This is a genomic window from Roseovarius sp. MBR-154, from assembly GCF_053628595.1.
The window spans coordinates 39,261-63,914 of sequence record NZ_JBRJGR010000008.1; the positions used below are offsets into that span (position 1 = coordinate 39,261).

General features: G+C 65.2%; 24 protein-coding genes and 1 other annotated feature. Of the genes, 12 read left to right on the top strand and 12 right to left on the bottom strand.

The window, feature by feature from the left end:
- The first annotated feature begins 86 nt into the window (after positions 1-86).
- On the top strand, positions 87-1,559 hold the full coding sequence (locus ACSSV4_RS11815) for a leucyl aminopeptidase (protein ID WP_454275351.1): 1,473 nt from the start codon (positions 87-89) through the stop codon (positions 1,557-1,559).
- Entirely contained in the window at positions 1,559-2,017 is a 459-nt protein-coding gene (locus ACSSV4_RS11820) for a DNA polymerase III subunit chi (RefSeq protein ID WP_454275352.1), read from the top strand. The genes ACSSV4_RS11815 and ACSSV4_RS11820 overlap by 1 nt, the downstream gene beginning before the upstream one ends.
- Positions 2,018-2,116: 99 nt before the next feature.
- Here the strand turns inward: ACSSV4_RS11820 and ACSSV4_RS11825 are convergent, their stop codons facing one another.
- Together ACSSV4_RS11825 and ettA are read right to left on the bottom strand one after the other, a co-directional pair.
- Positions 2,117-2,305: a hypothetical protein gene (locus ACSSV4_RS11825; protein WP_454275353.1), complete on the bottom strand. Its 189-nt coding sequence runs from the start codon at positions 2,303-2,305 to the stop codon at positions 2,117-2,119.
- Positions 2,306-2,518: 213 nt separating this feature from the next.
- Positions 2,519-4,174: an energy-dependent translational throttle protein EttA gene (ettA, locus tag ACSSV4_RS11830; RefSeq protein ID WP_454275354.1), complete on the bottom strand. Its 1,656-nt coding sequence runs from the start codon at positions 4,172-4,174 to the stop codon at positions 2,519-2,521.
- 187 nt (positions 4,175-4,361) lie between these two features.
- On the opposite strand from ettA, the gene ACSSV4_RS11835 reads away from it, so the two are divergent.
- Complete coding sequence (locus tag ACSSV4_RS11835) at positions 4,362-5,543, top strand: alpha/beta hydrolase (RefSeq protein ID WP_454275355.1); 1,182 nt, start codon at positions 4,362-4,364, stop codon at positions 5,541-5,543.
- Between the two features lie 13 nt (positions 5,544-5,556).
- On the opposite strand, the gene ACSSV4_RS11840 is transcribed toward ACSSV4_RS11835, so the two are convergent.
- Entirely contained in the window at positions 5,557-6,411 is an 855-nt protein-coding gene (locus ACSSV4_RS11840) for a universal stress protein (RefSeq protein ID WP_454275356.1), read from the bottom strand.
- 13 nt (positions 6,412-6,424) lie between these two features.
- Positions 6,425-7,915 (bottom strand): SulP family inorganic anion transporter, encoded by a 1,491-nt coding sequence (locus ACSSV4_RS11845; RefSeq protein ID WP_454275357.1) that lies wholly within the window; start codon positions 7,913-7,915, stop codon positions 6,425-6,427.
- A gap of 63 nt (positions 7,916-7,978) precedes the next feature.
- Positions 7,979-8,038, bottom strand: a sequence feature (sul1 is cis-regulatory element that is thought to sense ions involved in sulfur or methionine metabolism; They are found in Alphaproteobacteria).
- Between the two features lie 153 nt (positions 8,039-8,191).
- On the opposite strand from ACSSV4_RS11845, the gene ACSSV4_RS11850 reads away from it, so the two are divergent.
- From ACSSV4_RS11850 to ACSSV4_RS11860, 3 genes are all read left to right on the top strand, one after another.
- Positions 8,192-9,274, top strand: a complete 1,083-nt coding sequence (locus ACSSV4_RS11850; RefSeq protein WP_454275358.1) for an acyltransferase family protein — start codon at positions 8,192-8,194, stop codon at positions 9,272-9,274.
- Between the two features lie 62 nt (positions 9,275-9,336).
- Positions 9,337-10,554, top strand: a complete 1,218-nt coding sequence (locus ACSSV4_RS11855; protein WP_454275359.1) for an MFS transporter — start codon at positions 9,337-9,339, stop codon at positions 10,552-10,554.
- 61 nt (positions 10,555-10,615) lie between these two features.
- A complete protein-coding gene (locus ACSSV4_RS11860) occupies positions 10,616-11,002 on the top strand; it encodes a hypothetical protein (protein WP_454275360.1) in 387 nt (128 codons plus the stop codon).
- Positions 11,003-11,012: 10 nt separating this feature from the next.
- Here the strand turns inward: ACSSV4_RS11860 and ACSSV4_RS11865 are convergent, their stop codons facing one another.
- The gene (locus ACSSV4_RS11865) at positions 11,013-11,885 is read right to left on the bottom strand and encodes an NAD(P)-dependent oxidoreductase (RefSeq protein ID WP_454275361.1); all 873 of its coding nucleotides are present in this window, start codon (positions 11,883-11,885) and stop codon (positions 11,013-11,015) included.
- Positions 11,886-11,992: 107 nt separating this feature from the next.
- Between ACSSV4_RS11865 and ACSSV4_RS11870 the strand changes: the two genes are divergently transcribed.
- Positions 11,993-14,461, top strand: coding sequence for a penicillin acylase family protein (locus tag ACSSV4_RS11870; RefSeq protein ID WP_454275489.1), 2,469 nt, complete (start codon positions 11,993-11,995; stop codon positions 14,459-14,461).
- Between the two features lie 12 nt (positions 14,462-14,473).
- Here ACSSV4_RS11870 and ACSSV4_RS11875 read toward each other — a convergent pair whose 3' ends face one another.
- Complete coding sequence (locus tag ACSSV4_RS11875; protein ID WP_454275362.1) at positions 14,474-15,505, bottom strand: fatty acid desaturase; 1,032 nt, start codon at positions 15,503-15,505, stop codon at positions 14,474-14,476.
- A 137-nt stretch (positions 15,506-15,642) separates the two neighbouring features.
- Between ACSSV4_RS11875 and ACSSV4_RS11880 the strand changes: the two genes are divergently transcribed.
- Positions 15,643-16,368 carry a hypothetical protein gene (locus ACSSV4_RS11880; protein ID WP_454275363.1) on the top strand — a complete coding sequence of 242 codons (726 nt, stop codon included), beginning with the start codon at positions 15,643-15,645 and terminating at the stop codon, positions 16,366-16,368.
- Between the two features lie 18 nt (positions 16,369-16,386).
- Here the strand turns inward: ACSSV4_RS11880 and ACSSV4_RS11885 are convergent, their stop codons facing one another.
- The 6 genes from ACSSV4_RS11885 to ACSSV4_RS11910 form a co-directional block, all read right to left on the bottom strand.
- A complete protein-coding gene (locus ACSSV4_RS11885) occupies positions 16,387-16,752 on the bottom strand; it encodes a hypothetical protein (protein ID WP_454275364.1) in 366 nt (121 codons plus the stop codon).
- Positions 16,749-17,429 carry a hypothetical protein gene (locus ACSSV4_RS11890; RefSeq protein WP_454275365.1) on the bottom strand — a complete coding sequence of 227 codons (681 nt, stop codon included), beginning with the start codon at positions 17,427-17,429 and terminating at the stop codon, positions 16,749-16,751. The genes ACSSV4_RS11885 and ACSSV4_RS11890 overlap by 4 nt, the downstream gene beginning before the upstream one ends.
- Positions 17,430-17,507: 78 nt before the next feature.
- Complete coding sequence (locus ACSSV4_RS11895) at positions 17,508-19,751, bottom strand: PAS-domain containing protein (protein ID WP_454275366.1); 2,244 nt, start codon at positions 19,749-19,751, stop codon at positions 17,508-17,510.
- Positions 19,748-20,905, bottom strand: a complete 1,158-nt coding sequence (locus tag ACSSV4_RS11900) for an FIST N-terminal domain-containing protein (protein WP_454275367.1) — start codon at positions 20,903-20,905, stop codon at positions 19,748-19,750. The genes ACSSV4_RS11895 and ACSSV4_RS11900 overlap by 4 nt, the downstream gene beginning before the upstream one ends.
- A gap of 4 nt (positions 20,906-20,909) precedes the next feature.
- Positions 20,910-21,626, bottom strand: a complete 717-nt coding sequence (locus ACSSV4_RS11905; RefSeq protein WP_454275368.1) for a response regulator — start codon at positions 21,624-21,626, stop codon at positions 20,910-20,912.
- 109 nt (positions 21,627-21,735) lie between these two features.
- Complete coding sequence (locus tag ACSSV4_RS11910; RefSeq protein WP_454275369.1) at positions 21,736-21,939, bottom strand: DUF6356 family protein; 204 nt, start codon at positions 21,937-21,939, stop codon at positions 21,736-21,738.
- A gap of 122 nt (positions 21,940-22,061) precedes the next feature.
- Here ACSSV4_RS11910 and ACSSV4_RS11915 point away from each other — a divergent pair, with 122 nt between their 5' ends.
- From ACSSV4_RS11915 to ACSSV4_RS11930, 4 genes are all read left to right on the top strand, one after another.
- Positions 22,062-22,529, top strand: a complete 468-nt coding sequence (locus ACSSV4_RS11915; protein ID WP_454275370.1) for an Lrp/AsnC family transcriptional regulator — start codon at positions 22,062-22,064, stop codon at positions 22,527-22,529.
- A gap of 329 nt (positions 22,530-22,858) precedes the next feature.
- Entirely contained in the window at positions 22,859-23,197 is a 339-nt protein-coding gene (locus ACSSV4_RS11920; protein WP_454275371.1) for a DMT family transporter, read from the top strand.
- 82 nt (positions 23,198-23,279) lie between these two features.
- The gene (locus ACSSV4_RS11925; protein ID WP_074784207.1) at positions 23,280-23,696 is read left to right on the top strand and encodes a Fur family transcriptional regulator; all 417 of its coding nucleotides are present in this window, start codon (positions 23,280-23,282) and stop codon (positions 23,694-23,696) included.
- A gap of 36 nt (positions 23,697-23,732) precedes the next feature.
- On the top strand, positions 23,733-24,617 hold the full coding sequence (locus tag ACSSV4_RS11930; protein WP_454275372.1) for a cation diffusion facilitator family transporter: 885 nt from the start codon (positions 23,733-23,735) through the stop codon (positions 24,615-24,617).
- Positions 24,618-24,654: the final 37 nt, after the last annotated feature.

Genomic DNA, 24,654 nt, shown 5'->3' on the forward strand with positions numbered 1-24,654 from the left:
CGAATTGGCCGGGCGGGAAAACTGCTAACTGGTCATCGGCCGCCAGCCGCGCTAGGTCTGGAGCGAACCAAGAGAGGAGCCGTTTCATGACCACGCCCGTTTCCGTTTCCTTCACCGAGACCGACCTCGACGCCATCGCGCATGCCGAGGGGCGCGTGGCCGTGATCCTGCCCCCCGACGGCAAGCTCGATCAGGCCGCCCGGCGGGTCAACCGGCTGACCAAGGGCACGCTGGCGCGCCTCGCCGAAGGCGGCGGGCTGGACAAGAAGAAAGCAGGCGATCTGATCACGCTGGCCTGGCCCGTGGGCCTGGCTGCCGAGGCGCTCGATATCGTCGTGCTGCCGCGCAACGCCAATGTCGAAGACAGCCGCCGCGCCGGTGTGTCGCTTGGCCGGGCCAAGGGCGACAAGGCTCTGACGATCCTGGGCGGCTCGCTGAAACGCCCGGTCGAGGTGGTTCTCGGCGCGGTGCTGCGCGCCTATGAATTCACCCCGCACAAGTCCGGCGACAAGACCGAGGCCGGGCCGATCACCGTCATGGTCGCCAAACCCGCCGAGGTCGAGGCCGAGGCCGCCCCGGCGCTCGCCGTGGCCGAGGGCGTGTTCTTCACCCGCGATCTGGTCAGCGAGCCCGCCAATCACCTCACCACCACCGAATTCGCCAACCGCATCGCCGCGATGAAAGACCTCGGCCTCAAGATCACCGTGCTCGAGGAAAAGGACATGGAGAAACTCGGCATGGGCGCGCTCCTGTCGGTGGGACATGGCAGCATCAGCCCGACCAAGCTCGCGGTGATGGAATGGCAGGGCGGGCCCAAGGGCGAGGCCCCGCTCGCGCTCGTCGGCAAGGGCGTGGTGTTCGATACCGGCGGCATCAGCCTCAAACCCGCGCAGGGCATGGAGGACATGACCATGGACATGGGCGGCGCGGGCGTCGTGGCGGGCGTCATGCGCACGCTGGCGCGGCGCGGGGCCAAGGCCAACGTGGTAGGCCTCGTCGGCCTGGTCGAGAACATGCCCTCGGACCGCGCCACGCGGCCCGGCGACGTGGTGACTTCGATGAAGGGCGACACCATCGAGGTGATCAACACCGATGCCGAGGGCCGTCTCCTGCTCGCCGACGTGCTGTGGTACGCGCAGGAAACCTATCGCCCTCGCGGCGTGATCGACCTTGCCACGCTCACCGGGGCCTGCATCGTGGCGCTCGGCCATGAAAACGCCGCCGTGCTGAGCAATGACGACGCGCTCTGCGACGCGTTCCTCAAGGCCGCGAAATCCGAGGGCGAAGGCGCGTGGCGGCTGCCCCTGGGCAAGGCCTATGCCGACATGATGAAAAGCCAGATCGCCGATATCAAGAATTCCGGCGGGCGGCCTGCGGGCACGATCACCGCCGCCGAATTCCTGCACCGCTTCATTCAGGATGGCATGCCCTGGGTGCATCTCGACATCGCCGGCGTCGCCAGCGTGAAATCCGACACACCCTACGGCCCCAAGGGCGCCTCGGGCTGGGGCGTGATGGCGCTCAACCGTCTGGTCGCGGACATGCTTGAGAGCGGCTGATGGGCGCGGCCTATTTCTATCACCTGACGCAACGCCCGCTCGAGGTGACCCTGCCCCTGCTTCTGGGCAAGGCGCTTCAGGCGGGTTGGCGCGTGGCGGTACGCGGGCGCGACCCCGGGCGCATGGGCTGGCTCGATCAAAAGCTGTGGCTTGGCCCCGAGGACGGCTTTCTGCCGCACGGTCTGGCGGGCGGCCCGCATGACGCCGACCAGCCCGTGCTGCTGACCACCGGGGTCGAGCGGCCCAACGGCGCGGTCTGCGTGATGGCGGTGGACGGGGCCGAGGTGGCCCCGGACGACGTGCAGGCGCTGGAACGGGTCTGCATCCTGTTTGATGGCAATGACCCGGGCGCGGTCACCGTTGCCCGAAGCCAGTGGAAGGCCCTGACAGCAGCGGGCTGTTCGGCGCAATACTGGTCCGAGGCGTCCGGAAAATGGGAGAAGAAGGCCGAGGCGTGAGCGGGCGTTCATCCTGCGGTGAGGCTGCGGGACCGGTGGGTTGGAAACCCACCCTAAGGGAGTGCGCGAGCGTCGTCCCGTTTGGATGTCATCCTCGGGTCAAGCCCGAGGATGACGGGGAGTTTGGGTCGCGTTGCACGGGTCTCCTTCCCGTTCTCCGGCGGGGTCGTTCTGCCGGTTCCGGTCCAGTGGCCGGAATTGGGTGAAATCGAGGTTGAACAGGTCTTGCTCAAGGATGGCTTCGGCCTCCTCATCGGTTGTCATGTCGGGGATCAAATGCAGTTTCATATCGGCGCCCACCTTTCACGTGTTTGAACGGCACCTCTCGCGAACCGGACCGTAGTCATACGCGAAGCCCGCGCGGAATCAAGGTCGCAGGCCGCCGCGCGGTCGTCATGCTGAAAGCATGCCTCCAGCATGCCGCGCCGTTTGGATGTCATCCTCGGGCTTGACCCGAGGATCTCCATGGCCAACAGATCCCCGATCAAGTCGGGATGACGATTACCTCGCAAACTTCTTGTACTTCACCCGCTTCGGCTCGAGCGCATCCGGCCCCAGCCGGCGCTTCTTGTCTTCCTCGTAGGCCGAGAAATCGCCCTCGAACCATTCCACATGCGCGTCGCCCTCGAAGGCGAGCATATGCGTGCAGATGCGGTCGAGGAAAAAGCGGTCGTGGGAGATGACCACGGCGCAGCCGGCGAAATCCACCAAGGCGTCTTCCAAGGCGCGCAGGGTTTCGACGTCGAGGTCGTTGGTCGGCTCGTCGAGCAGCAGCACGTTGCCGCCGTCTTTCAGCAGCCGCGCCATGTGGACGCGGTTGCGCTCGCCGCCCGAGAGCAGCGAGACCTTTTTCTGCTGGTCGCCGCCCTTGAAGTTGAACGCGCCGCAATAGGCGCGGGAGTTCATCTGGGCATCGCCCAGTTGAATGATCTCGGCGCCGCCCGAGATCGCCTCCCACACCGTCTCATCGGCCTTGAGGTCGTCGCGGGACTGATCGACGTAAGACAGCTCGACCGTATCGCCATACTCGATGCGGCCTTCGTCCGGTTTCTCCTGCCCGGTCAGCATCCTGAAGAGCGTCGATTTGCCGGCCCCGTTGGGGCCGATCACGCCGACAATGCCGCCGGGGGGCAGCGAAAAGCTGAGATCCTCGATCAGGAGCTTGTCGCCCATGGCCTTTTTCAGCCCCTCGACCTCGATCACCTTACTGCCCAGACGGGGCCCGTTGGGGATGACGATCTGCGCGCGTCCGACGCGTTCGCGCTCGGACTGGCCCGCCAGTTCGTTATAGGCGTTGATCCGGGCCTTCTGCTTGGCCTGGCGGGCCTTGGCGCCCTGCCGCATCCATTCCAGTTCGCGCTCCAGCGTCTTCTGCTTGGACTTGTCTTCCTTGGCCTCGCGCTCCAGCCGCTTGGCCTTTTGCTCCAGCCAGGCCGAGTAGTTGCCCTCGTAGGGGATGCCGCGGCCGCGGTCTAGCTCGAGAATCCAGCTGGTGATGTTGTCGAGGAAATAGCGGTCATGGGTGACGATCAGGATCGTGCCCTTGTACTCGATCAGGTGCTGTTGCAGCCAGGCGATGGTTTCGGCGTCGAGGTGGTTGGTCGGCTCGTCAAGCAGCAGCATGTCGGGCGCCTCGAGCAGCAGCTTGCAGAGCGCCACGCGGCGCCTCTCGCCACCCGAGAGGGTGGTGACATCGGCGTCATCGGGCGGGCAGCGCAGCGCCTCCATCGAAACGTCGATCTGGCTGTCGAGATCCCACAGGTTGTCGCTGTCGATCTCGTCCTGAAGGGCGGCCATCTCGTCGGCGGTGTCATCGGAGTAGTTCATCGCCAGCTCGTTGAAACGGTCGAGCTTGGCCTTCTTTCCCGCGACGCCCAGCATGACGTTCTCACGCACGGTGAGGCTCTCATCAAGCTGCGGCTCCTGCGGCAGGTAGCCGACCTTTGCCCCCGTCGCGGCCCAGGCCTCGCCGGTGAAATCGGTGTCGATGCCGGCCATGATCCGCATCAGCGTGGATTTGCCCGAACCATTCACACCGACGACGCCGATCTTCACGCCCGGCAGAAAGCTGAGATGGATGTTCTCGAAGCATTTCTTGCCGCCGGGATAGGTCTTGGAGACGCCCTGCATGTGATAGACGTATTGATAGGCTGCCATGGTCGTGCCGCTCCGCTGGGTTGGGGGGTGGATCGGGGGTGGTGATAGCCGTCATGGGCGGCAGGGGCAATGGTCTGCACGCGTTCGAGAGCCACAGTCAGATCGGCGCCCTCCGGGGCATCGCCCCTTGTCCGGGGCGCGGGATGCGTCATAGTGGACGGCGTCGGAGCATCGCGGGGGGTCGATCATGCGTCTTTGCGCGCGTCTTGTCTCGATCATGGCCCTGTGCGGGCTTATGGCCTGTGGCGGAACCACGGCGCTGCCGGTGATGCCGGGGGATGCGGACCCGCAAGCGCCGCTCTTCTATGTCACCGACCGCGCCACGACGGCCACGCAGGCGGGGGTGATCACCTATACGCCGCGCCGCGATGCGGCCATGGGCTTTGGCATCGCTAAGATCGACACCGAGAGCCCCCGTCCCGAGTTGCGCGCAGTGCGCGAGCTGCTGCGCTTTCCGGCGACGCCCCTGCCGTTTTCGCAGGCGGCGGGCGTGATCGTGCCCGACCCGGAGGCCAGCCGCCGCTACGAGGCCGCAAGCGCCCAGATGCGTGCCACGCTCGGGCAGGCCCTGCGCGCCACGCCCGACCGCGACATCCTGCTCTATGTACACGGCTTCAACAGCAGTTTCGAGAACACGCTGGAGACCACGGCCCGGCTCTGGCAGGCGACCGACCGGCAGGCGCTGCCGGTGGCCTATAGCTGGCCCTCGGGCAATCCCGGCCCGTTCGGCTATTTCAAGGACCGCGAGAGCGGCGAGTTCTCGATCTTTCACCTCAAGGAAACGCTGCGCCTGCTGAGCAGCCTGCCCGGGCTGGGGCGCATCCATATCGTGGCCCATAGCCGGGGCAGCGACGTGGTGACCACCGCGCTGCGCGAGTTGGTGATCGAGGCGCGTGCCGCCGGGCGCAATCCGCGTGACAGCCTGCGGGTCCAGACGCTGATCCTCGCGGCGCCCGATCTCGATTTCTCGGTGGTTCGGCAGCGGCTGATCGCGGAACGCTTCGGCCCCGCCTTTGGCCGGATCACGGTCTACATGAACCCCGACGACAGCGCGCTTGGCTTTGCCCAGCTCCTGATGGCGGGCACCCGCTTTGGCCGACTGTCCTATGACCAGTTGGGCGAGGCCGAGCGCGAGATCTTCCGGCGCATCCGGAACGTGCATTTCATCAATGTGAGCGCGGTCACCGCGCAGTCGAGCCACGGCTATTTCCGGCAGAACCCCGAGGTTCTGGCCGATATGGCCAAGGTCATCACCACCGGCGCGGACCCCGACAGCCCGGCGCGCAATCTCGTGCACGCGGAGGCGAATTTCTGGCGTCTGGTGCTGGCGCGCGATCCGGTTCTCGACCAGTTGCGCGCCGATCGCTAAGCCCCGTTCGGCCTCAGCGCATCAGCACCACCGGCACCTTGCACGAGCGCACCATCTCGGTGGTGGTCGAGCCGATGATCAGGCTGCGGATGCGGCTATGGCCATAGGCGCCCATCACCACCATGTCGAAATCGGCCTCGTCCACCAGCTTGCCCAATGCCGTCTCGGGCTGGCCCGCGACCACGCCGGTCTCGGCCTCGATGCCCGCCGCCTCGAGCAGCGCGCGGGCATCTTCCAGCCCTTTCTTGATCTCAGGCGTGGTATGGCCCACGGTCACCACATGCACCTTGAGCCCGGCGAAAAGCGGGCTGCGCGCGATATGGTCCACCGCCTTCATCGCCGAGGTGCCGCCGTCATAGGCCACCAGCACCTTTTCGATGGGTTTGAAGGCGCGGGCGGCCACGAAAACCGGCTTGTGGCTGGCGCGCACGATGCGTTCGAGATTCGATCCCAGATGGCCCTTGGCGAAATCGGCGGCCTCGCCGCGCTTGCCGATCAGGATGACACGCGCGTCTTTCTCGACCTCGGCCACCGTCTCGACGATATCGCCATGACGCAGCCGGGTGGTGATCTCGTTGACCTCGGCCTTTTCCAGAATGGCGCGCGCATCCTCCAGGATCGCCCGGCCGCGATGCGCCACCAGCTTGGCGCGCTGTTCGTCCAGCGCCGCCAGTTCCTCGAGCAGCGCCGTGCGTGCGCCCAGCTTGATCGAGCCCGAGAGATCCTGCTTGTCCACCGCCTCGCGCCGCCCCAGCACATGCAACAGTTCCACCGGTGCGCCGGTGCGCTGCGCGATCCAGGCCGCATGCTCGCAGACCGAGGCCGAATAGACCGACCCATCCACCAGTGCGATCACCTTTTCCGTCATGACTTACCCTCCCTCAATGCGACATCAGGGTGTCGATGGCACCCGGCTTGTCATGGACCGCCAGCTTGTCGACAATCGTCTCCGAGGCCTCGTTCATGCCCCTGATCTCCACCTCGGCCCCGTCACGGCGGAATTTCAGCACCGCCATGTCGAGCGCCTGCACCGAGGAGATATCCCATATATGCGCAGCACTCACGTCGATCACGACCTTATCCAGCGCCTCCTTGAAATCAAAGGCATTCATGAAGTCCTCGACCGAGCCGTAGAACAACTGCCCCTCGACCCGGTAGGTGCGTATCCGCCCATCCTTCGATGCCTCGCTGGTGACCCGGAAAAGCTGCGCGATCTTGCCGGCAAAGAAGATGCCCGACAAGAGCACCCCCACCAGCACCCCGATGGCGAGGTTGTGGGTATAGACCACCGTCACCACCGTTGCGATCATCACGATCGAGGATGAGCGCGGATGCTCGCGCAGGTTCCTGATCGAGGACCAGGAAAACGTGCCGATCGAGACCATGATCATGATCGCCACAAGCGCCGCCATCGGGATCATGCTCACCACATCGCCCAGCCCCACGACCATGATCAGCAGGAACACACCGGCGGCAAAGCTCGACAGCCGCCCGCGCCCGCCGGATTTGACGTTGATGATAGACTGCCCGATCATCGCGCAACCCGCCATGCCGCCGATGAAACCGGTCGCGGTATTGGCGATCCCCTGCCCGACCATCTCCTGAGAGCGGTTCGATTTGGTGTCTGTCAGATCATCCACGATGTTCTGCGTCATAAGGCTTTCGAGCAGGCCCACAACGGCCACCGCAACCGAATAGGGCAGGATGATCATCAGCGTCTCGAAGCTGAGAGGAATGTCGGGAATGAGGAACACCGGCAGGGTGTCGGGCAGATCGCCCATATCACCCACCGTGCGCACATCGAGGCCAAGCAGATAGGCCAACACCGTCAGCACGATGATCGTCACCAGCGGCGAGGGCACCGCCTTGGTCAAGAGCGGAAAGAGATAGATGATCCCAAGCCCGGCGGCGACCAGCAGATATGTGATCCACGTCACTGTGCGCGGATCAAGCTCGGGCAATTGCGCCAGAAAGATCAGGATCGCCAGCGCGTTGACGAACCCGGTCATCACCGATTTCGACACATAGCGCATCACGAACCCCAGCCGCAGCACCCCCATCCCGATCTGGATAAGCCCCGCAAGCACCGTCGCCGCGAGCAGGTATTCCAGCCCATGATCGCGCACCAGCGTCACCATCAGCACCACCGTCGCCGCCGTCGCCGCCGAAATCATGCCCGGCCGCCCGCCGGTGATCGCCGTGATCACAGCGATCGAGAAACTGGCATAGAGCCCGACCTTGGGGTCTACGCCTGCGATGATCGAAAAGGCAATCGCCTCGGGGATCAGCGCAAGCGCCACCACCAGACCCGAGAGCACATCGCCCCGGAGATTGCCAAACCATTGTGCCCGATAGGCATCGAGTGAAATCATGTGAAATCCGTCCCTGATCCGGCCAGCCGTACCCGGCCCGATTGCGCGTCATGTGCAGGTTCAAATGATCCGGCGGATAAGCGGCCGGAAGAGCCACCGCAGGACTTGCACCCGCGGTCCGGTTGATTGGGGGCAGTCTTTAGCCGCCCCCAGGCCAAAAGCCAACCTGTTTCTGCCGCATTGCAGCATTGTTTCCGGTGCAACCCCCCGGTCGCGCTTGCCCGGACAGCCGCGTCACAGTAGGCTCTGATTTCGGGGGCGCTGACACGCGGGAAGATGCATTTGGAATTTCGCGGCTATCTGGAGCGTCGCCATTTCGCCAATCTCGACGGGCTGCGCTTCGTCTGCATCTCGATGGTGCTCTGGCATCATGCCACCCCCGGCGACCTGCAAGCGATACAGATTCTCTCGCGCGGCTTTCTCGGCGTCGATTTCTTCTTCGTGCTCAGCGGCTTTCTGATCACCACGCTCCTGCTGCGCGAGGCGCGTGAATACGGGCAATTCTCGCTCCGTGATTTCTACTTCCGCCGCGCGCTGCGCATCCTGCCGGTCTATGTCGTCGTGGTCTCGGCGGTGTCGTTCTTCTATGTCGGGCTCAAGGGGCGCTCAGATCTCGCCGACCTGGTGCCGTTTTACTACCTCTTCCTGTCAAACTTCCTGACCGACCACATCCCGACGCTGTCGATCACCTGGTCGCTCTCGGTCGAAGAGCAGTTTTACCTGATCTGGCCGCTGCTGATGCTGCTGTTCACCCGCCGCCCGCTGGTCTGGCTGGCGCTGATCGTGGCGGCGGCGAATGTGCTGGGCAGCATCGGGATTTTCGGCCTCACCGCGCCACAGATTGGCCCGCTGATCCTGAAGCTGCCCAATGCCACCTATGCGCCGATCGTCATGGGCGCGCTGCTGGCGCTCGCGCTCGATGATCGGCGCGGTCATGCGCTGGCCGCCCGCGTGCTGAGTGGGCGCTGGACCGCGCTGGCAGGTTTTATGCTGCTCGCGCTCGCCATCCACCTCACCCCGGTCGAGATCCGCGGCTGGCCCAACCTGCTCATACACACGCTGATGACCGCGACCCTCGCCGCGCTCGTCCTGCGCGAGGACAATGCCGGGCTGCGCCTGCTGCGCCTGCCCCTGATCGCCCGCGTCGGCGCCATCAGCTATGGTATCTATCTCTATCACCTGATCGCGCTCGACATCGCCAACCGCGCCTTTGGTCTTGCCGGGGTCGCGAATGACTGGGCGCTGCTTGCAGCCTACAGCCTGCTATCGGTCCTGATCGCCGAGATCAGCTTTCGCACGCTCGAGGCGTGGTTCCGCCGCTTTCGCCCGAAACCGGGCCCGGCCCCGCAGCCGGGGTGATCCGCGCAGCCACGCCGCAATGCCTCTTGCACCTCCTCGGCCCCGGGTCTAGCAATCTGGCCATGACCGATGCCGCCCTGCATATCGACGACAGTCGCGCCAAGCGCAACGTGGCCGTTCTGGTGGCGGCACAGGCGATCCTTGGCGCGCAGATGCCGATGATCTTCGTGGTGGGCGGCCTCGCCGGGCAATCGCTGGCCTCGAATGTCTGTTTCGCCACATTGCCGATTTCGCTGATCGTGCTGGGCTCGATGCTCTCGGCCACGCCGGTGTCGCATATGATGCAGCGCTATGGCCGCCGCGCAGGCTTCATGATCGGGGCGCTTGCGGGGGCGATTGGCGGGCTTGTCGGGGCCTATGGCCTCTACGTGGCGTCGTTCCCGATCTTTCTGGCGGGCAGTTTCATCACCGGCACCTACATGTCGGCGCAGGGCTTCTACCGCTTCGCCGCCGCCGACACCGCCAGCGAAACCTTCCGCCCCAAGGCGATCTCCTATGTCATGGCCGGGGGCCTTCTGAGCGCGATCATCGGGCCGCAGCTGGTCAAGCTCACGTCGCAGGCGATGGTGATCTCGTTCTTCGGCACCTATCTGGCGGTCATTGCGCTCAATCTTGCGGGGGCGTTCCTGTTCCTGCTGCTCGACATCCCCAAGCCGCCCGTTCCGTCGGAGGACGCGCCGCGCGGGCGCTCGCGCATGGAATTGCTGAAGACCCCGCGCATCGCGGTGGCGGTGATCTGCGCCATGGTCTCCTACGCGCTGATGAACCTGGTGATGACCTCGACGCCGCTTGCCGTGGTGGGCTGCGGCTTTGACGAGGGCAACGCGGCCGATATCGTCACCGCGCATGTGCTGGCGATGTATATCCCGTCGTTCTTCACCGGCCATCTGATCGTGCGCTTCGGGGTGGAAAAGATCGTCGCCACCGGGCTGATCATCCTTGCCGGTGCGGGCGCGGTGGCGCTCTCGGGCGTGGAGCTGGAGCATTTCTTCGTGGCGCTGATCCTGCTCGGTCTGGGCTGGAATTTCGGCTTTATCGGCGCGACCACAATGCTCGCCGGTGCGCATGCCCCGCATGAGCGCGGGCGCATGCAGGGGCTGAATGACCTGCTGGTCTTTGGCGGGGTGACCTTTGCCTCGCTCGCCTCGGGCGGGCTGATGAACTGCTCGGGCAGCTCCGCGCAGGCGGGCTGGACCGCGGTCAACCTTGCGATGGCGCCGTTTCTGATGCTGGCGGGGGCGGCGCTCATTTGGCTGGTGATGCGCCCGCGCACGGCGTGATTGCTGGCGTCAGCCGGGCTTTTTGAGTATTTTTGCCATAAAGAAACAGCAAGGGGGCGCAATGATTTCGGAGATTTTGAACAGCTATCGCCGCCTGCCGCTTTGGGTGCAGGCCTGGGTGTCGTTCATCCTCGTGCCGGTGAATGCCGCGTCACTGGCGTTTCTGTCCGAGCCTTTTGGCCTCTGGATCGCGGTGCTGGCAGTGGGGGCGATCCTGCTCAACGGCGTGATCATGCTGGTCGAGCGCGGCTTTTCCAAGCTGATGGCGCTGCCGCATGTGCTGATCTGGACACCGATGCTGGGGCTGGTGCTGTGGCTTCTGGCGCAGGACATCGCGCCTGCCTACCGGATGTATCTGCTGATCCTTCTGGCGGTCGATGCGATTTCGCTGGTCTTCGACGTGACCGACACCCGCAGATGGCTGTCAGGCGACCGCAAGATCGCCTGACGCAGGTGTTTCAGCCCAGCTTGCGCAGGCGCGCGAAGAGGCTGGAGGTGTCCCAACGCCCGCCGCCCATCTTCTGCACGTCCTTGTAGAACTGATCGACCAGTGCGGTGATCGGCAGGCTCGCCCCGGTCTCGTCGGCGGTCGACAGACAGATGCCCAGATCCTTGCGCATCCAGTCGACGGCGAAGCCGTGCTCCCATTTGTCATCGAGCATGGTCTCGTAGCGATTGTTCATCTGCCACGAGCCAGCCGCCCCCTGGCTGATCACCTCGACCACCGCGCGCCCGTCAAGCCCCGCCTTCTCGGCGAAATGCAGCGCCTCGCTGAGGCCCTGGACCAGTCCCGCGATCGCGATCTGGTTGCACATCTTGGTCATCTGACCCGCCCCGCTCTCGCCGATGCGGCGGCATAGCTTGGCATAGGTGGTCATGATCGGCTCGGCGGCCTCATAAGCCGCCTGATCGCCGCCACACATGATCGACAGCTGGCCGTTCTCGGCCCCCGCCTGTCCCCCCGACACGGGCGCGTCGACGAATTGCTGCCCCCCTGCGCGGGCACCGGCATAAAGCTCTGCCGTGACCTTGGACGAGACCGTGGTGTGATCGACGAAGATCGCGCCATCGCTCATCCCGGCAAAGGCTCCGTCACCGCCAAGGCAGACGCTGCGCAGGTCGTCGTCATTGCCGACGCAGGCCATCACGAACTCGGCGCCCTGCGCCGCCTCGCGCGGGGTCGGCGCGTGCCGCCCGCCATGCTGGGCTGCCCATTTTTCGGCCTTGGGCGCCGTGCGATTGTAGACGCAGACATCATGGCCCGCCGCCTGAAGATGCCCCGCCATCGGATAGCCCATGACGCCCAATCCCAGAAATGCCAGCTTTGCCATTCTTCTCTCCTCCTGATCGCGTGTTGCCATTGTCTCAGGGGGGATTTCTGACTATCCCCGCAGGAGATGCAAGCAGAAACCCGGATGAGGCGACCCCCGTGGCGGTGATGATCAAAGGGCTGTTGCGCGTGGCGGGCGCGGTGGTGGTGCTGGCGCTGGTGGCAGTGCTGCTGGCCTATATGCTGCTGTCGCGCTCGCTGCCCGACTATGACAAGCGGCTCGCGGTGCGCGGGCTCGAAGGCCCGGTCGAGATCGTGCGCGACAATGCCAATGTGCCGCATGTTTTCGGCAGCAACGATGCCGATACCTTCTTCGGGCTGGGCTATGCGCATGCACAGGACCGGCTGTGGCAGATGATGACCATGCGGCGCACGGTGCAGGGGCGTCTGTCGGAAGTGTTCGGCGCGCGCACCGTCAAGATCGACAGCACGATGCGCCGCTTCGATCTCTATAACCTCGCGCGGCAATCGGTGGCGGCGCAGGACGCGGAAACGCTGGCGGCGCTCAAGGCCTATTCCGACGGCGTCAATGCGCGGATCACCGAGATCAATCAGGAGGCTCTGGGCCGCGGCGCGCCCGAGCAGTTCCTGTTCAATGCCCCGATCGCGCCCTGGCAGCCTGCGGATTCGCTTGCCATGCTCAAGCTGATGGCGGTGCAACTCTCGGGTCATCTCGAGAACGAGGTGCTTTTCGCGCGCGCCTCGCTGGCGCTCGACGAGGCCGCGCGGCTCGAGGATATCATGCCGCTCGCGCCGGGCAGCGGCATCGCCGCCCTGCCGGAATATGCCAGCCTCTTCCCCGGCGCCGAGTTTCGCCATGCTGCGGCCGAGACGGACCTGACCGGTGATCCGCTCTCGCCCTTCAATCGGCGCGCCTTTGCCGGGGCCTCGAACGCCTTTGCCGCCGCGCCCTCGCGGTCGGCGGCGGGCGGCACGCTGCTGGCCAATGATCCGCATCTGGGGTTTTCGGCCCCGAACATCTGGTATCTGGCGCGGATGGAGCTGCAATCGGGCGGCGTGATCGGCGGCACCATCCCCGGCATTCCGGCAATCCTGACCGGGCGCAGCGCGCGGCTGGGATGGGGGGTGACCTCGTCCTATCTCGACGATCAGGACGTGTTCATCGAGGCGTTGAACCCCGACAACACCGACGAGTATCGCACGCCCGATGGCTGGAAGAGCTTTCGCACCTCCCGCTCGATCATTGAGATCAAGGATGCCGATCCGGTCACCCTGACCCTGCGCTGGACCGACAATGGCCCGGTCCTGCCGGGCAGCCACTACAAGCTTTCAGAGGTGACACCGTCCGGTCACGTGGCCTCGGTCGCCTGGACAGCACTCAGCGGTGAGGACACGACGATGACCTCGGCGATGGGGCTGATGCGCGCGCAGTCGGTGGAAGAGGCGATCGAGTTGAGCCGACTCTATATTGCGCCGTCGCAGAACCTGACGCTGGTCGATCAGGACACCATCGCCCTGCGCCTGATCGGCGCGATGCCCCGGCGCAGCGCCCGGCACGAGAGCGAGGGGCGCATGCCCTCGCGCGGCTGGCTGCCGGAAAACCGCTGGCAGGGCATGCTGCCCTTTGCGGCCAATCCTGAATTCGTGGCCCCCAAGGGCGGCATCCTCGGCAATACCAACAACAAGGTGGTGGATCGCCCGTTTCCGATGCATGTCAGCTATCTGTGGGGTGACACGCAGCGGGTGCATCGCTGGCGCCGCCTGATGCAGAGCCGCGAGGTGCATACCCGCGACAGCTTTATCGAGGCGCAGCTCGATACCGTCAGCTTTACCGCCCGCTCGATCCTGCCGCTGATCGGGGCCGATCTGTGGTTCACCGGCGAGGCCGCCCCCGAAGGCACGCCCGAACGCCTGCGCCAGCGCGCGCTTACCATGCTCGCCGACTGGAACGGCGAGATGAACGAGCATCTGCCCGAGCCGCTGATCTATGCCGCCTGGATGCGGGCGCTGATGGACCGGCTCATTCGCGACGACCTCGGCCCGCTGTCGCGCGACTTCGACCATCCCGATCCGGTCTTTATCGAGCGCGTCTTTCGCGATATCGACGGGGCCGCCGAATGGTGCAACGTCAAGCAGTCAGCGGCGCAGGAGACCTGTTCGGACATCTCGCGCATGGCGCTTGACGATGCGCTGATCTGGATCGAGGAACGCTACGGCACCTCGCTTGAAAGCCTGCGATGGGGCGATGCGCATCAGGCGACGCATGACCATCAGGTGCTGGGAGAGGTGCCGCTCCTGCGCTACTTCGTGAATATCCGGCAATCCACATCGGGCGGCGACAACACGCTTTTGCGCGGGCGCACGCGCGGCGGTGACGGGCCCGATCCGTTCCAGAACGTGCATGGCGCAGGCTTTCGCGGGGTCTATGATTTCGCCGATCCCGACAGCAGCGTCTTCATCATCGCCACCGGGCAATCCGGCCATTTCCTGAGCCGCCATTACGACGATCTGGCGCAGATCTGGCGGCGCGGGGAATATATCCCGATGTCGCTCGATCCCGATCTGGCGCGCGCCGCGACCGTGGGCGTGACGACGCTGCTGCCTGCGAGCGAGTGAGGCGCGCAGAGGTCAGATGTCGAGCCGGGCATCCTGCGCGCGATAGGCCATGCGCGGCTGGCGGTCTGTCGGAAAGGGCACAAGACGCTCGGCCTCTTCATCCCAGAGCTTGAGCCGAAAACTGTTCATCGCCTCGGACCAGCGGATCACGTCATGCGATTTCAGGGGATCGGGCAGATCGTTCTGACAGCGGCGCAGGTTGTAGGACGGGATGCCCGGATTGTAGTGGTGCAGATCGTGATAGGCGATATTGCCGGTGCCCAGATCCCAGAGCCAGCCGAGATCGAGCGAGCTTGACCCCACCAGCGTCGCCTTGCGGAAATCGAGATCGGGCTTGCGATCCCAGTAGGTCTCTTCGAAATTGTGCTGGAGGTAGACGAGGAACACCCCGATCACCCCGGCGATCACCGCGCTGAGCGCCAGCACGCCGACCCCCGCCCAGCCGAGCGTGAGCCAGACCAGCGCGACAAAGCCCGCCAGCATCAGGTTATGCGCGATCACCCCGCGCATGCCGACCTTGCGGGTGTTGCGCGGCCAGCGATAGGCAAAGAAATAGGTCACGATCCCGCCCAGCGACAGCATCACCGCCGGGTTGCGGTAGAGACGATACCACGCCCTTGTATACCACGGCGCCACCTGCCATTCGCGCAACGTCATGGTATAGACCTCGGTGGTCTCGCGGTGGTCGAGATTGCCGAGATAGGCGTGATGCAGGTTGTGATTGTACTGCATGACCCGGAACGGCGTCAGCGAGAAGATCGACAGGAGATAACCCGCCGCATCGTTCAGCCAGCGTGTGGCGAAGAGCGAATAATGCCCGCAATCGTGCTGCAACACGTAGAGCCGCACCGAGGCGAAGGCGAGCACAATGACCAGCGGGGCAGCGGCAAGCCACATCCCCTGCCCCGCAAGGACCGCGCCGCCGATGAGGGCTGCGGCATAGACCGCAAGGGTGACGAGGAAGGACAGCGCGCCGCGCAGATCGCTCTTGGCGGTGTAGGGTCTGAGGAACGCACGCAGGGACTGGTCTGGGGCGGTGGACATGGGCGATCTCCGTCGGAAAAGGGCCTCGCTACCTTCACCCCTCAAGATTTGAACGTATCGTGGCGCAATGCAAGGGGGTGCCGGAATTTTCGACGCCGGGGATTGACGCGGGCCATGCAAGGGCGGATGCAGGAGGGATGAACCGCGCCCTTGCCATCGCTCATCTTGCCGCCGCCCTCGGCTTTGCCGCCTCGCCCTATCTGAGCGACGGCTTCAACGGCTTTCGCCCGGACCAGTTTCCGGTGCCGCAGGACAATCCGCCGGTGCAGCCTGCGGGCTATGCCTTTGCGCTCTGGGGGGTGATCTATCTGTGGCTCATTGCCGGGGCGGGATACGGGCTCTGGCGGCGGGCCGGGGATGCGGGCTGGAGGCCCGCGCGTGGGCCGCTCATCGTCAGCCTTGTGATCGGGGTGGCGTGGATTCCGGTGGCCAATGACTCGGTGCCCTGGGCGACGGTGATGATCTGGGCGATGCTGGTGACGGCGCTCGCCGCGCTGCTGCGCACGCCGCGCGGCGATGCGGCCTGGCTGTCGGGGCCGGTCGGTCTCTATGCCGGGTGGCTTACGGCGGCAAGTTCGGTGGCGCTCGGGCTGGTGCTGGCGGGCTATGGCTGGACCACGCAGGTCACCGCCGCCGTTCTGGCGCTGTTGCTGGCGCTGGGGATCTCGGGGGCTGTGTTGCTGCGGCTGCGCCCGGCGACGCCAAGCTATGCCGTGGGCGTCGTCTGGGCGCTGATCGGCGTCATCGTGCAGAACGCGGGCGGCGGCAGCGGCACGATCCTGGGGCTGGCGGCGGTCGGTGCGGTGCTGGTCGGCGTGCTTGGCCTGCGCGGGTTCCGGCGTGGCGGTCACCCGGCGCAGTGAGACAACGGGCCGCGTGCCTCAGAAACAGACGAGTTCGGCCTCGGCCTGCGCCCGGCGTAGATCGGCCACCATCGCCTGAGACACGGCGGCGCTCTGGAAATAGGCCATGCGTTCGCCGCCGACGCGGCGCATCGACAGGACGGTCTCGGCCTCGAGATATTTCTCATAGGGCAGGATCGCCGCGATTTCGTCGATGGAACACGAACAGCGGTGCAGCATCTCGCGGTTCTGGCCATTGGTCGCCATGCAGGCAAAGACATAATCGGCGCGCGCCTCGGTCGGGTAGTCGTTGAAGCGTTCGGCCATGTCCTGCGCCGCCGCCATGCCACCGGCCACGGTTACGGCCCCGGCCACGACCGACGCCAAGCCCAATCCCCGGATCATTGCAGCGCCTCCTCTGCGTCGAAGTGCAGGCTGGAGCGATACATAAGCCCCGTGCCATCGGGGGCCGGGGCCTCTGCCACCAGCGACAGATACCAGCCCGGCACCGCCTCGGACATGGTCACGCTCAGTTCCAGCGCGCTAAAGCCGCGCATCCGGTCGACATTCGGATCCCCCTCGAAGGGCCGCATGCGGATCGTTCTCGTGGCCACTTCTTCGCCGTCGACCATGGCCGTGCCCGGCTCCACCTCCGAGGGCTGCACCAGCGCGTCCTTGACCCGGTTACGGATGTAGAACGGGCTGCCGCCCGCCGTTTCCGCCATGTCGCGGACAACCGATTCGTAGAACACCATGATCATCGGATTTCCGACGCTCGCCGGGAACGAGCCCATGCCGCGATGCTTGCCGTCGCGGCGGAACTCCAGGCGGACCATCTCCATGTCCTCGGCCCGCTCGATCCGCAGGCCGATCTCGCCACTGTCGCGCGCCGCCGCATCGGGGTTGAGCGTATTCGTGACCTCGCGCCGATAGACCAGCGCATGATCGCGGCTGACCGGATCGAGCGTGCCGTCGCGAAAGAGAAGGTCATAGGTCGCCTCGCCATTCACCGACGTGGCAAGGCCCGGCCCCGCCGCGAGCGTCAGGGCAAGGCCCAGTGCCAAGGCTGCGCGTGTCATCATTCTCAAATCCTCCCACCCTCCAGCCTAGGCGTTCCGCAGGCCCTGTCATGGCCGACTTTTGTCGGTATCGCACACCGCTCAGCCAAACGGTGCCCCGCCGGTGTTCCAGTGAATCGCCCAGTCGATCAGCGGGCGCAGCCGCGACAGCTTGACCGGCTTGGGCATGACCGAGATATCGTCGCGCGCGGCCTTGCGGCGCAGCGTCTCGGAGCGGTCGGCGGTGATCAGGATCGCGGGCAGATGATGGCCGGACCAGTCGCGCAGGGCCGCCACGGCGTCCAGCCCGGTCTCGCCATCGTCGAGATGATAATCGGCCAGCACGATATCGGGCACCGCGCCGGTCTCTTCCAGCAAAACGAGCGCGGCAGAGGCCGACTGCACCCCCAGAACCCGGGCGCCCCACCGTTCCAGCCGCTGCGTGGTGGCAAAGAGCACGTCCGCGTCGTTCTCGATCACCAGCACGTGGTAATCGAACGGCACGTCGCCCTTGGCCTGAATGAGCGCCGCCGGATCATCCTGCGCCACGTGGCCCTCGATCACCTCCATCTCGATGCTGAACACCGATCCGCGCCCGGGGGCCGAGCGCACGCGCAGGGCATGCCCCAAGTGACGGCAGGCGCGATCCACCACCGACAGACCCAGCCCCATGCCGGTGCCGAAGGCGGCGTTCTCGGCGCGGGCGAATTCCTCGAAGATGCGCTTCTGATCGGTGCGCTGAATGCCGATGCCGGTATCCCACACCTCCAGCACCACCGCGCCGCCGCGCCGCCGCGCGCCCAGCAAGACGCGCCCGCCCGGTTCGGTATACTGGATCGCGTTCACCACGAGGTTCTGGATCGAGCGTTGCAGATAGACCGGATCGGACCACACGAAGAGATGACAGGGCACCACGTCGAGCCGCACGTTCTTTGATTCCGAGAGCGGCAACTGATCGGCAAAGACCCCCTCCATCAATCGGCCGAGATTGACATCGGTGGGCGTCACCGCATCCGGGTCGGCACTGTCGAGCCGCGAGATATCGAGCAGTGCGTGCAACAACTGCTCGGTCGAGCTGAAGGCGCGGTGCAACCGGTCCACCATCGGCAACAGGGGCGACTCCTGTGCCGCCTCCTGAAGGGTGGAAATCAGCAGCTTGGCGGCGTTGATCGGCTGCAAGAGATCATGGCTCGCCGCCGCCAGAAAACGGGTCTTCGACGACACCGCCGCCTCGGCGCGCTCCTTGGCGAGGCGCAATTCCTCCTCGACGCGGGCCATTTCCTCGAATTGCTCGGTCAGGCGTTGGTTGGCGCGGGTGAGTTCCGCGGTGCGCTCCAGCACCCGGTTTTCCAGCATTTCCGTGGCGCGGCTTTCCAGCGTGACGTCTTTCAACTCCACCAGAAAGCCGCCATCGGGCAGCCCGTTGGCCTGCACGTCGAGCACCCTGCCCTTGCCATGCCGCACCCGCCGCCGCAGCCAGCCGTTTTTCTTCAACTGCTCCTGCCAGTTGGCAATCTCCAGAAAGGCATCGTCGCGCACCAGATCATTGGCCTGCATGAAGGCCAGAAGCCGCGCCAGCGTGGTGCCGCGCTGCAACTCGGTATAGGGCACGCCGAGGATCTGGCGAAACTGCCGGTTCTGCATCATTACCGTGCCCTCGGCGGAAAAGGTGCAGACACCCGATGTCATGTTCTCGAACACCGCTTGCAGGTAATCCGCCTGCTGGTCGATCAGCGTCTTTTTCTCGGACCGGTTCTGCCGCACGATCGGGGTGATCTCGGTCAGCAACAGCACGACATTATCCGACGAGGTGCGCTGCAAGCCAAGCTGATACCAGATATCGCCGGTCACCTCGATCAGCAGCGACATCGCCATCGCCCCGTCATCGACCTTCTTCAACTGCGCCGCCGGATGATGGATCTTGCGATCCGTCGAGACGAGGTGACGGCTGCGCACCATCAGGTCGAAATAATCGTCGAGCGTGACCCCCGAGACGATGTCGTCGGCCATATCCGGCAGCACCTTGCGGAAGAGCTCGTTGCACACGTCGAGCCGCCCGTCGGTAAACAGCGCGAACCCCTCATGCATCGCCGAGAGCGCCTCGTGCAGGTTGCGCCGGGTGCGCTCGCGGTCGCCGCGCACGGATTCGAGCTCGGTCGCGGCGCGTTCCAGATCGCGGGTCTTGGCGGCGACCTGCGCCTGCAATTCGATGGCCGATTGAAACGCGCTATAGGCCGAGACGTTCAACTCGTTCTGCCGGTCCGCGCGCCGCATCAGCGCCGCGATGATCCGCGATTGCCGCTCGATCTGGATATCGGACGGCTGGCTCGGGTCGATCAGGTTCACAGCAGACTCGGACCATCGAGCCCGAAAAAGGCGACGCCGACAAAGGTCTGGTTCATGTGGACGCCGCAATGCTGTTCGCCATAGGTGTTGAAGCCCAGCACCCGCGCCTCGCGGAAAATCTCCGAGACCTCACGGGTGAGTTGCCTCTGCTCCACCTCAAGACGCCGCAGCACGCAATCGAAACCGAGGATGAAATCCGGCGGCTCGCCCTTGCGGGTCTCGAAATCAAGCCCGGCGCGCAGCGTCTCGATCATTTCCTTGCCGCGCCCGAGCGTCATGATCACCCCGTCGTCGATGGCCGCCATGAAGGAAAGCGCGTCATCCTCGGTCGCATCGGCAATGGCGCGGACGAAATAGCGACCCTTGTGATGCACGAGGATCGGGTTTTCCGCGAAGATCCGCGGCGACAGGGCATCGCGCGCGCAGCCCACGAGCCGGGCATATTCCTGCGCCGCGGGGGCGCCGTTGATCTCGAAGACCAGCCGGTCCTCGGGATCGGCACCGGTGATGATGAGCTGCGCGTCGGTCGGCTGGAAATGGTCGAAGCTGAACCCCTCGAAGCCGAGCGCGGTTTCGATGATCAGCAAGAGCGCCGCATCCTTGTGAAACCTGCCGCCCTGCAACACGAAGGTCTCGTTGAAATCCAGCCCGTCTCCGGCCGAGCCGCCAAACACCGGAATGTCGGGCAGCACCGTCTCCAGCGTCGAGACCAGCAAATCCTCCTGCTTGGACAGCCCGTCGGTAAAGAGCAGCGCCAGACGGTTCCACCCGGCGGTGTGCTGAAACTGCACGTCCTGCCGTTCCGCAGCGGCGGCGATGGCTGAGAAGGAGAACGGGCGCAACTGCTCGATCAGCACCGAGGCGCAGCGGAAATGCGATTTGGGAAAGGCCAGCAGCAAAAGCGCGGCGGAACTGTAGCCCTCGGGCGTGATCTGCCCCGCCGAGGTGCAGCCGAAGACCGGCAAGCCGCCAAGCCGCGCCTGCAATTCGCGCGCCACGTCATCGAGGCAGAGCCCGTTCGGCACGAAGGCCAGCACGAAACAGGTGTCGCGCAGGCTGATGCCCGCCGCCGCCTCGGCCACGGCGGGGGCTGCCTCGGTCGCGTGCGAATGCGAGACCGTCACAAAGCGCGGGCCGGCGGGGGTGTCGCGCATGTCCTCAGCCGCTCAGAAACGCGCGGGTCTCGGGGTCATCGGCCCCGCCGGTGACGGCCCCCTTGATCAGCACCGCCGCCTGCGTCCGGTTCTTGACGCCCAGCCGGTTGAGAAGCCCGGTGATATGCGCCTTGACCGTGGCCTCGGCCAGCGACAGCTCATAGGCGATCTGCTTGTTGGCCTTGCCCGCGCAGATCAGTTTCATGATCTTCTGTTGCTGCGGGGTCAGCGCCGCCAGTGACGGATGCGCGGGCGCGGCGCGCGGCGCACCGCTGTCGCGCGCGATCCGCTCGGCATAGGCCTTGGGCAGGTAGGTGCCCCCGGCGCCCACCCGCGCGATCACCCGGCGCAATTCCTGCGCCGAGGTCTCCTTGGGCAGGAACCCGGCGGCGCCCTCCTCCATCAGGGTGCGGACCAGTTCAGCGGACGACAGCGCCGAGATCACGAGGATCGGCACGCCCTGCATCCTGTCGCGCATGGTGATGAAGCCCGAGATGCCGGACACGTCCGGCAGCTTGAGATCGAACATCACCAGATCGGGCAGGAACCCGGTCTCGAGACGGGACAGCGCATCCTTCAGGCTCGCGGTCTGTTCGACCACGCAGTCCGGAAAGACCACGGAGATCGCAGAGGCGAGCGCATCGCAATAAAGCGGATGATCGTCCACGATAAGTACCGAGGTCACCCGACGGCGCGGACGCAGTTCGGATCCCAGCTTCATGACATTTCCTCCCTGAGGAAAAGTCTACCCCCTCGCCCGCGTTTTGCAAGGTGCCAGTGACGGGCATCCACGATCTGCGCGACCGACCGCGCAGAGGTGATGCGCTTGGCTAGCCCGCCCGGTTGCGGGTCTGCGCGTGCATCCGCGCGATCATCCGGCTCGCGGTCGTCTCGAACAGGCAGGGCAGCATGGCATGGATCAGCGCGGCAAACCCGGCCGCGAACAGCCGCAGCGCAAAACCACCCGCGAATCCGGCATGTTGAAGATAGCTTTCCTCCACCTTGCGCGGGTGCTCCAGAAACAGCTTGGACATCATCGGTTCGGTCTCCTGTTCGTCGTTTTGCGAGATCTTAGATCACTCGCCGCATGACATTTTCCCAAATTTCCTGCATGAAAGCGTAACTTTGGGAAATTTTCCACCATTCAGGCTGCTAAATGACAATCCTTGACGAGTTTGACCGCAAGATCCTGACGGAATTGCAACGCCGTGCCGATACCCCGCTCGACGCGCTCGGGCAGAAGGTGGGGCTGTCGCGCAATGCCTGTTGGCGGCGCATCAAGGCGCTGGACGCGGCGGGCGTCATCCGCGCCCGGGTGGCGCTGCTCGATGCCACACAGGTCGGCCTGCCGCTCACCGTCTTCATGCAGATCCGCGCGGCGGCGCATGATGCCGACTGGCTGGACAGATTCGCCCGCGCAACCCGCGCCATGCCGCAGATCCAGGGGGTCTACCGCATGACCGGCGATCTCGACTACCTGATCTGCGCGCGGGTCGCGGACATGGCCGATTACGACCGGCTCTACCAGACGCTGATCGCGCGGGTGCCGATGGGCGATGTCTCGGCGAGTTTCGTGATGGAAGAGATCAAGCACAGCACGGAATTGCCGCTATTCGAGGGGTGATGGGCGACGTTTGGCCTGGAGTGGTCGTTGGCCTCTAGCACCAATGCGCGGAATCGAGGTGCCGCAGGCACCGCCGCGCAGCGCCCGACCGCCCCCCGGGCGGGCGCTTTTGCAACGTATCAAGTAATTGAAAACGCAGAAATATGTGGCTGATATAAAGTGCGTTCCGGCAGGGTTGAAGCGCCCACCCGCGGTCGGGCACCGCGCGGCTAATTCCTGAATCCGGCAAGGTCCGCAAAAGGCCAACACCACCACATCTTTCCCGGTAGACCCGAACCCGCCCCTCGCGTAAGCCTGACCCCAAAGCCACCCGAAACCAAGAGCGCACCATGATCCCCACGGTCTACGTCATCCTCTTTCTCGCGATCCTTGCCGAAACCGCCGGTACCACCGCGCTTCAGGCCAGCCAGCAATTCACCCGACCCCTGCCCTCGGTCATCGTCGTGGTGGCCTATGGCATCAGCTTCTACCTGCTGGCCCTCACCCTGCGCACCATGCCGGTGGGCGTGGTCTATGCGATCTGGTCGGGTCTCGGCATCGTCTTCATCGCCGCCATCGGCTACGTGATCTTCGGCCAGAAACTCGACCTGCCCGCGGTCCTCGGGACAGGGCTGATCCTTGCCGGAATCGTCGTGATCCAGCTATTCTCGCGCTCAGCCCCGCATTAGACTGCCAACGCGCGGGCAAAAAGGGTGGCAACAGCCCCCGCTTGCCGCTATTGCAGCGACCGAAGACCACATGAGGCCGCCCATGCGCGACACCATCACCGAACGCTGCGAGGCCAAGGGCCTGCGCATGACCGACCAGCGCCGCACCATCGCCACGGTGCTCGAGGCCTCCGACGATCATCCCGATGTCGAGGAACTCTATGGCCGCGCCTCGGGCGTCGATCCGCGCATTTCCATTGCCACGGTCTACCGCACCGTCAAGCTGTTCGAGGAAGCGGGGATCATCGACAAGCTCGAATTCGGCGACGGGCGCGCGCGCTACGAGGATGCCGAGCGCGACCACCACGACCACCTGATCGACATGAATTCCGGCGAGGTGATCGAATTCGTCGATCCCGAGATCGAGGCCCTTCAGGAGAAGATCGCCGAAAAGCTGGGCTATCGCCTGATCGGTCACCGGCTGGAACTATACGGCGTGCCGCTGAAATCCGGCAAATAGGCCGGGCGGATGACAACACCTCCCGCAACACGCATCATGCGGATTGCCATCGGCAGCGTTGTCGTTGGCTTGGCCGTGCTGGCGCTCAAGGCCGTCGCGTGGCAGCTCACCGGCTCGCTCGCGCTGATGTCGGACGCGCTCGAAAGCCTGGTGAACGTGGCCACGGCGCTGGCCGTCATCGTGGCGCTGCGGGTGGCGCGTCGGCCCGCGGATGACAATCACCCCTACGGCCACCACAAGGCCGAGTTTTTCTCGGCGGTGCTCGAAGGCGTGCTGATCGTGATCGCCGCACTCTTCATCCTGCGCGAGGCCTATGCCGGGTTCCTCAGCCCCCGCGCGCTCGATGCGCCGCTGATGGGGCTTGCGATCAATGCCGGGGCCAGCCTGATCAACGGGGTCTGGGCCACTATCCTCATTCGCAACGGACGCCGCCACCGCTCGCCCGCGCTGGTGGCCGACGGGCGGCACCTGATGACCGATGTGGTCTCTTCGGTGGGGGTGCTGATCGGCGTCGCGTTCGCCTTTCTCACCGGCTGGTGGTGGCTCGATCCGGCGATGGCGCTGCTCGTCGCGCTCAACATCCTGTGGTCGGGCTGGGTGGTGATCAAGGGATCACTGAGCGGGCTGATGGACGAGGCCGTCTCGGACGAGGAAATGGCCACCATCCGCCGTGTCATCTCGGACGCCGCCAGCGATGACGCCGCCCTTGAAGCCCACGACCTGCGCACCCGCCACGCGGGCCAAGTCACCTTCATCGACTTTCACCTCGTGATGCCGGGCGACACCACGGTCGAGACCGCGCATGACCTCTGCGACCGGATCGAGGCGGCGCTGATGGACGCCCTGCCCGATGCCCGCGTCACCATCCATGTGGAGCCCGAGCACAAGGCCAAGCATAGCGGCATTGTCGTGCTGTCATAGCTCTGCTGCTTCTCTGTGCACCTGACCTGCGCTAACA

What these genes read in the sequence shown, in the direction of transcription:
- ACSSV4_RS11815 (WP_454275351.1), top strand. Translation starts at nt 87, where the DNA reads ATGACCACGCCCGTTTCCGTTTCCTTCACCGAGACCGACCTCGACGCC.
- ACSSV4_RS11820 (WP_454275352.1), top strand. Translation starts at nt 1,559, where the DNA reads ATGGGCGCGGCCTATTTCTATCACCTGACGCAACGCCCGCTCGAGGTG.
- ACSSV4_RS11825 (WP_454275353.1), bottom strand. Translation starts at nt 2,305, where the DNA reads ATGAAACTGCATTTGATCCCCGACATGACAACCGATGAGGAGGCCGAA.
- ettA (WP_454275354.1), bottom strand. Translation starts at nt 4,174, where the DNA reads ATGGCAGCCTATCAATACGTCTATCACATGCAGGGCGTCTCCAAGACC.
- ACSSV4_RS11835 (WP_454275355.1), top strand. Translation starts at nt 4,362, where the DNA reads ATGCGTCTTTGCGCGCGTCTTGTCTCGATCATGGCCCTGTGCGGGCTT.
- ACSSV4_RS11840 (WP_454275356.1), bottom strand. Translation starts at nt 6,411, where the DNA reads ATGACGGAAAAGGTGATCGCACTGGTGGATGGGTCGGTCTATTCGGCC.
- ACSSV4_RS11845 (WP_454275357.1), bottom strand. Translation starts at nt 7,915, where the DNA reads ATGATTTCACTCGATGCCTATCGGGCACAATGGTTTGGCAATCTCCGG.
- ACSSV4_RS11850 (WP_454275358.1), top strand. Translation starts at nt 8,192, where the DNA reads ATGCATTTGGAATTTCGCGGCTATCTGGAGCGTCGCCATTTCGCCAAT.
- ACSSV4_RS11855 (WP_454275359.1), top strand. Translation starts at nt 9,337, where the DNA reads ATGACCGATGCCGCCCTGCATATCGACGACAGTCGCGCCAAGCGCAAC.
- ACSSV4_RS11860 (WP_454275360.1), top strand. Translation starts at nt 10,616, where the DNA reads ATGATTTCGGAGATTTTGAACAGCTATCGCCGCCTGCCGCTTTGGGTG.
- ACSSV4_RS11865 (WP_454275361.1), bottom strand. Translation starts at nt 11,885, where the DNA reads ATGGCAAAGCTGGCATTTCTGGGATTGGGCGTCATGGGCTATCCGATG.
- ACSSV4_RS11870 (WP_454275489.1), top strand. Translation starts at nt 11,993, where the DNA reads ATGATCAAAGGGCTGTTGCGCGTGGCGGGCGCGGTGGTGGTGCTGGCG.
- ACSSV4_RS11875 (WP_454275362.1), bottom strand. Translation starts at nt 15,505, where the DNA reads ATGTCCACCGCCCCAGACCAGTCCCTGCGTGCGTTCCTCAGACCCTAC.
- ACSSV4_RS11880 (WP_454275363.1), top strand. Translation starts at nt 15,643, where the DNA reads ATGAACCGCGCCCTTGCCATCGCTCATCTTGCCGCCGCCCTCGGCTTT.
- ACSSV4_RS11885 (WP_454275364.1), bottom strand. Translation starts at nt 16,752, where the DNA reads ATGATCCGGGGATTGGGCTTGGCGTCGGTCGTGGCCGGGGCCGTAACC.
- ACSSV4_RS11890 (WP_454275365.1), bottom strand. Translation starts at nt 17,429, where the DNA reads ATGATGACACGCGCAGCCTTGGCACTGGGCCTTGCCCTGACGCTCGCG.
- ACSSV4_RS11900 (WP_454275367.1), bottom strand. Translation starts at nt 20,905, where the DNA reads ATGCGCGACACCCCCGCCGGCCCGCGCTTTGTGACGGTCTCGCATTCG.
- ACSSV4_RS11905 (WP_454275368.1), bottom strand. Translation starts at nt 21,626, where the DNA reads ATGAAGCTGGGATCCGAACTGCGTCCGCGCCGTCGGGTGACCTCGGTA.
- ACSSV4_RS11910 (WP_454275369.1), bottom strand. Translation starts at nt 21,939, where the DNA reads ATGTCCAAGCTGTTTCTGGAGCACCCGCGCAAGGTGGAGGAAAGCTAT.
- ACSSV4_RS11915 (WP_454275370.1), top strand. Translation starts at nt 22,062, where the DNA reads ATGACAATCCTTGACGAGTTTGACCGCAAGATCCTGACGGAATTGCAA.
- ACSSV4_RS11920 (WP_454275371.1), top strand. Translation starts at nt 22,859, where the DNA reads ATGATCCCCACGGTCTACGTCATCCTCTTTCTCGCGATCCTTGCCGAA.
- ACSSV4_RS11925 (WP_074784207.1), top strand. Translation starts at nt 23,280, where the DNA reads ATGCGCGACACCATCACCGAACGCTGCGAGGCCAAGGGCCTGCGCATG.
- ACSSV4_RS11930 (WP_454275372.1), top strand. Translation starts at nt 23,733, where the DNA reads ATGCGGATTGCCATCGGCAGCGTTGTCGTTGGCTTGGCCGTGCTGGCG.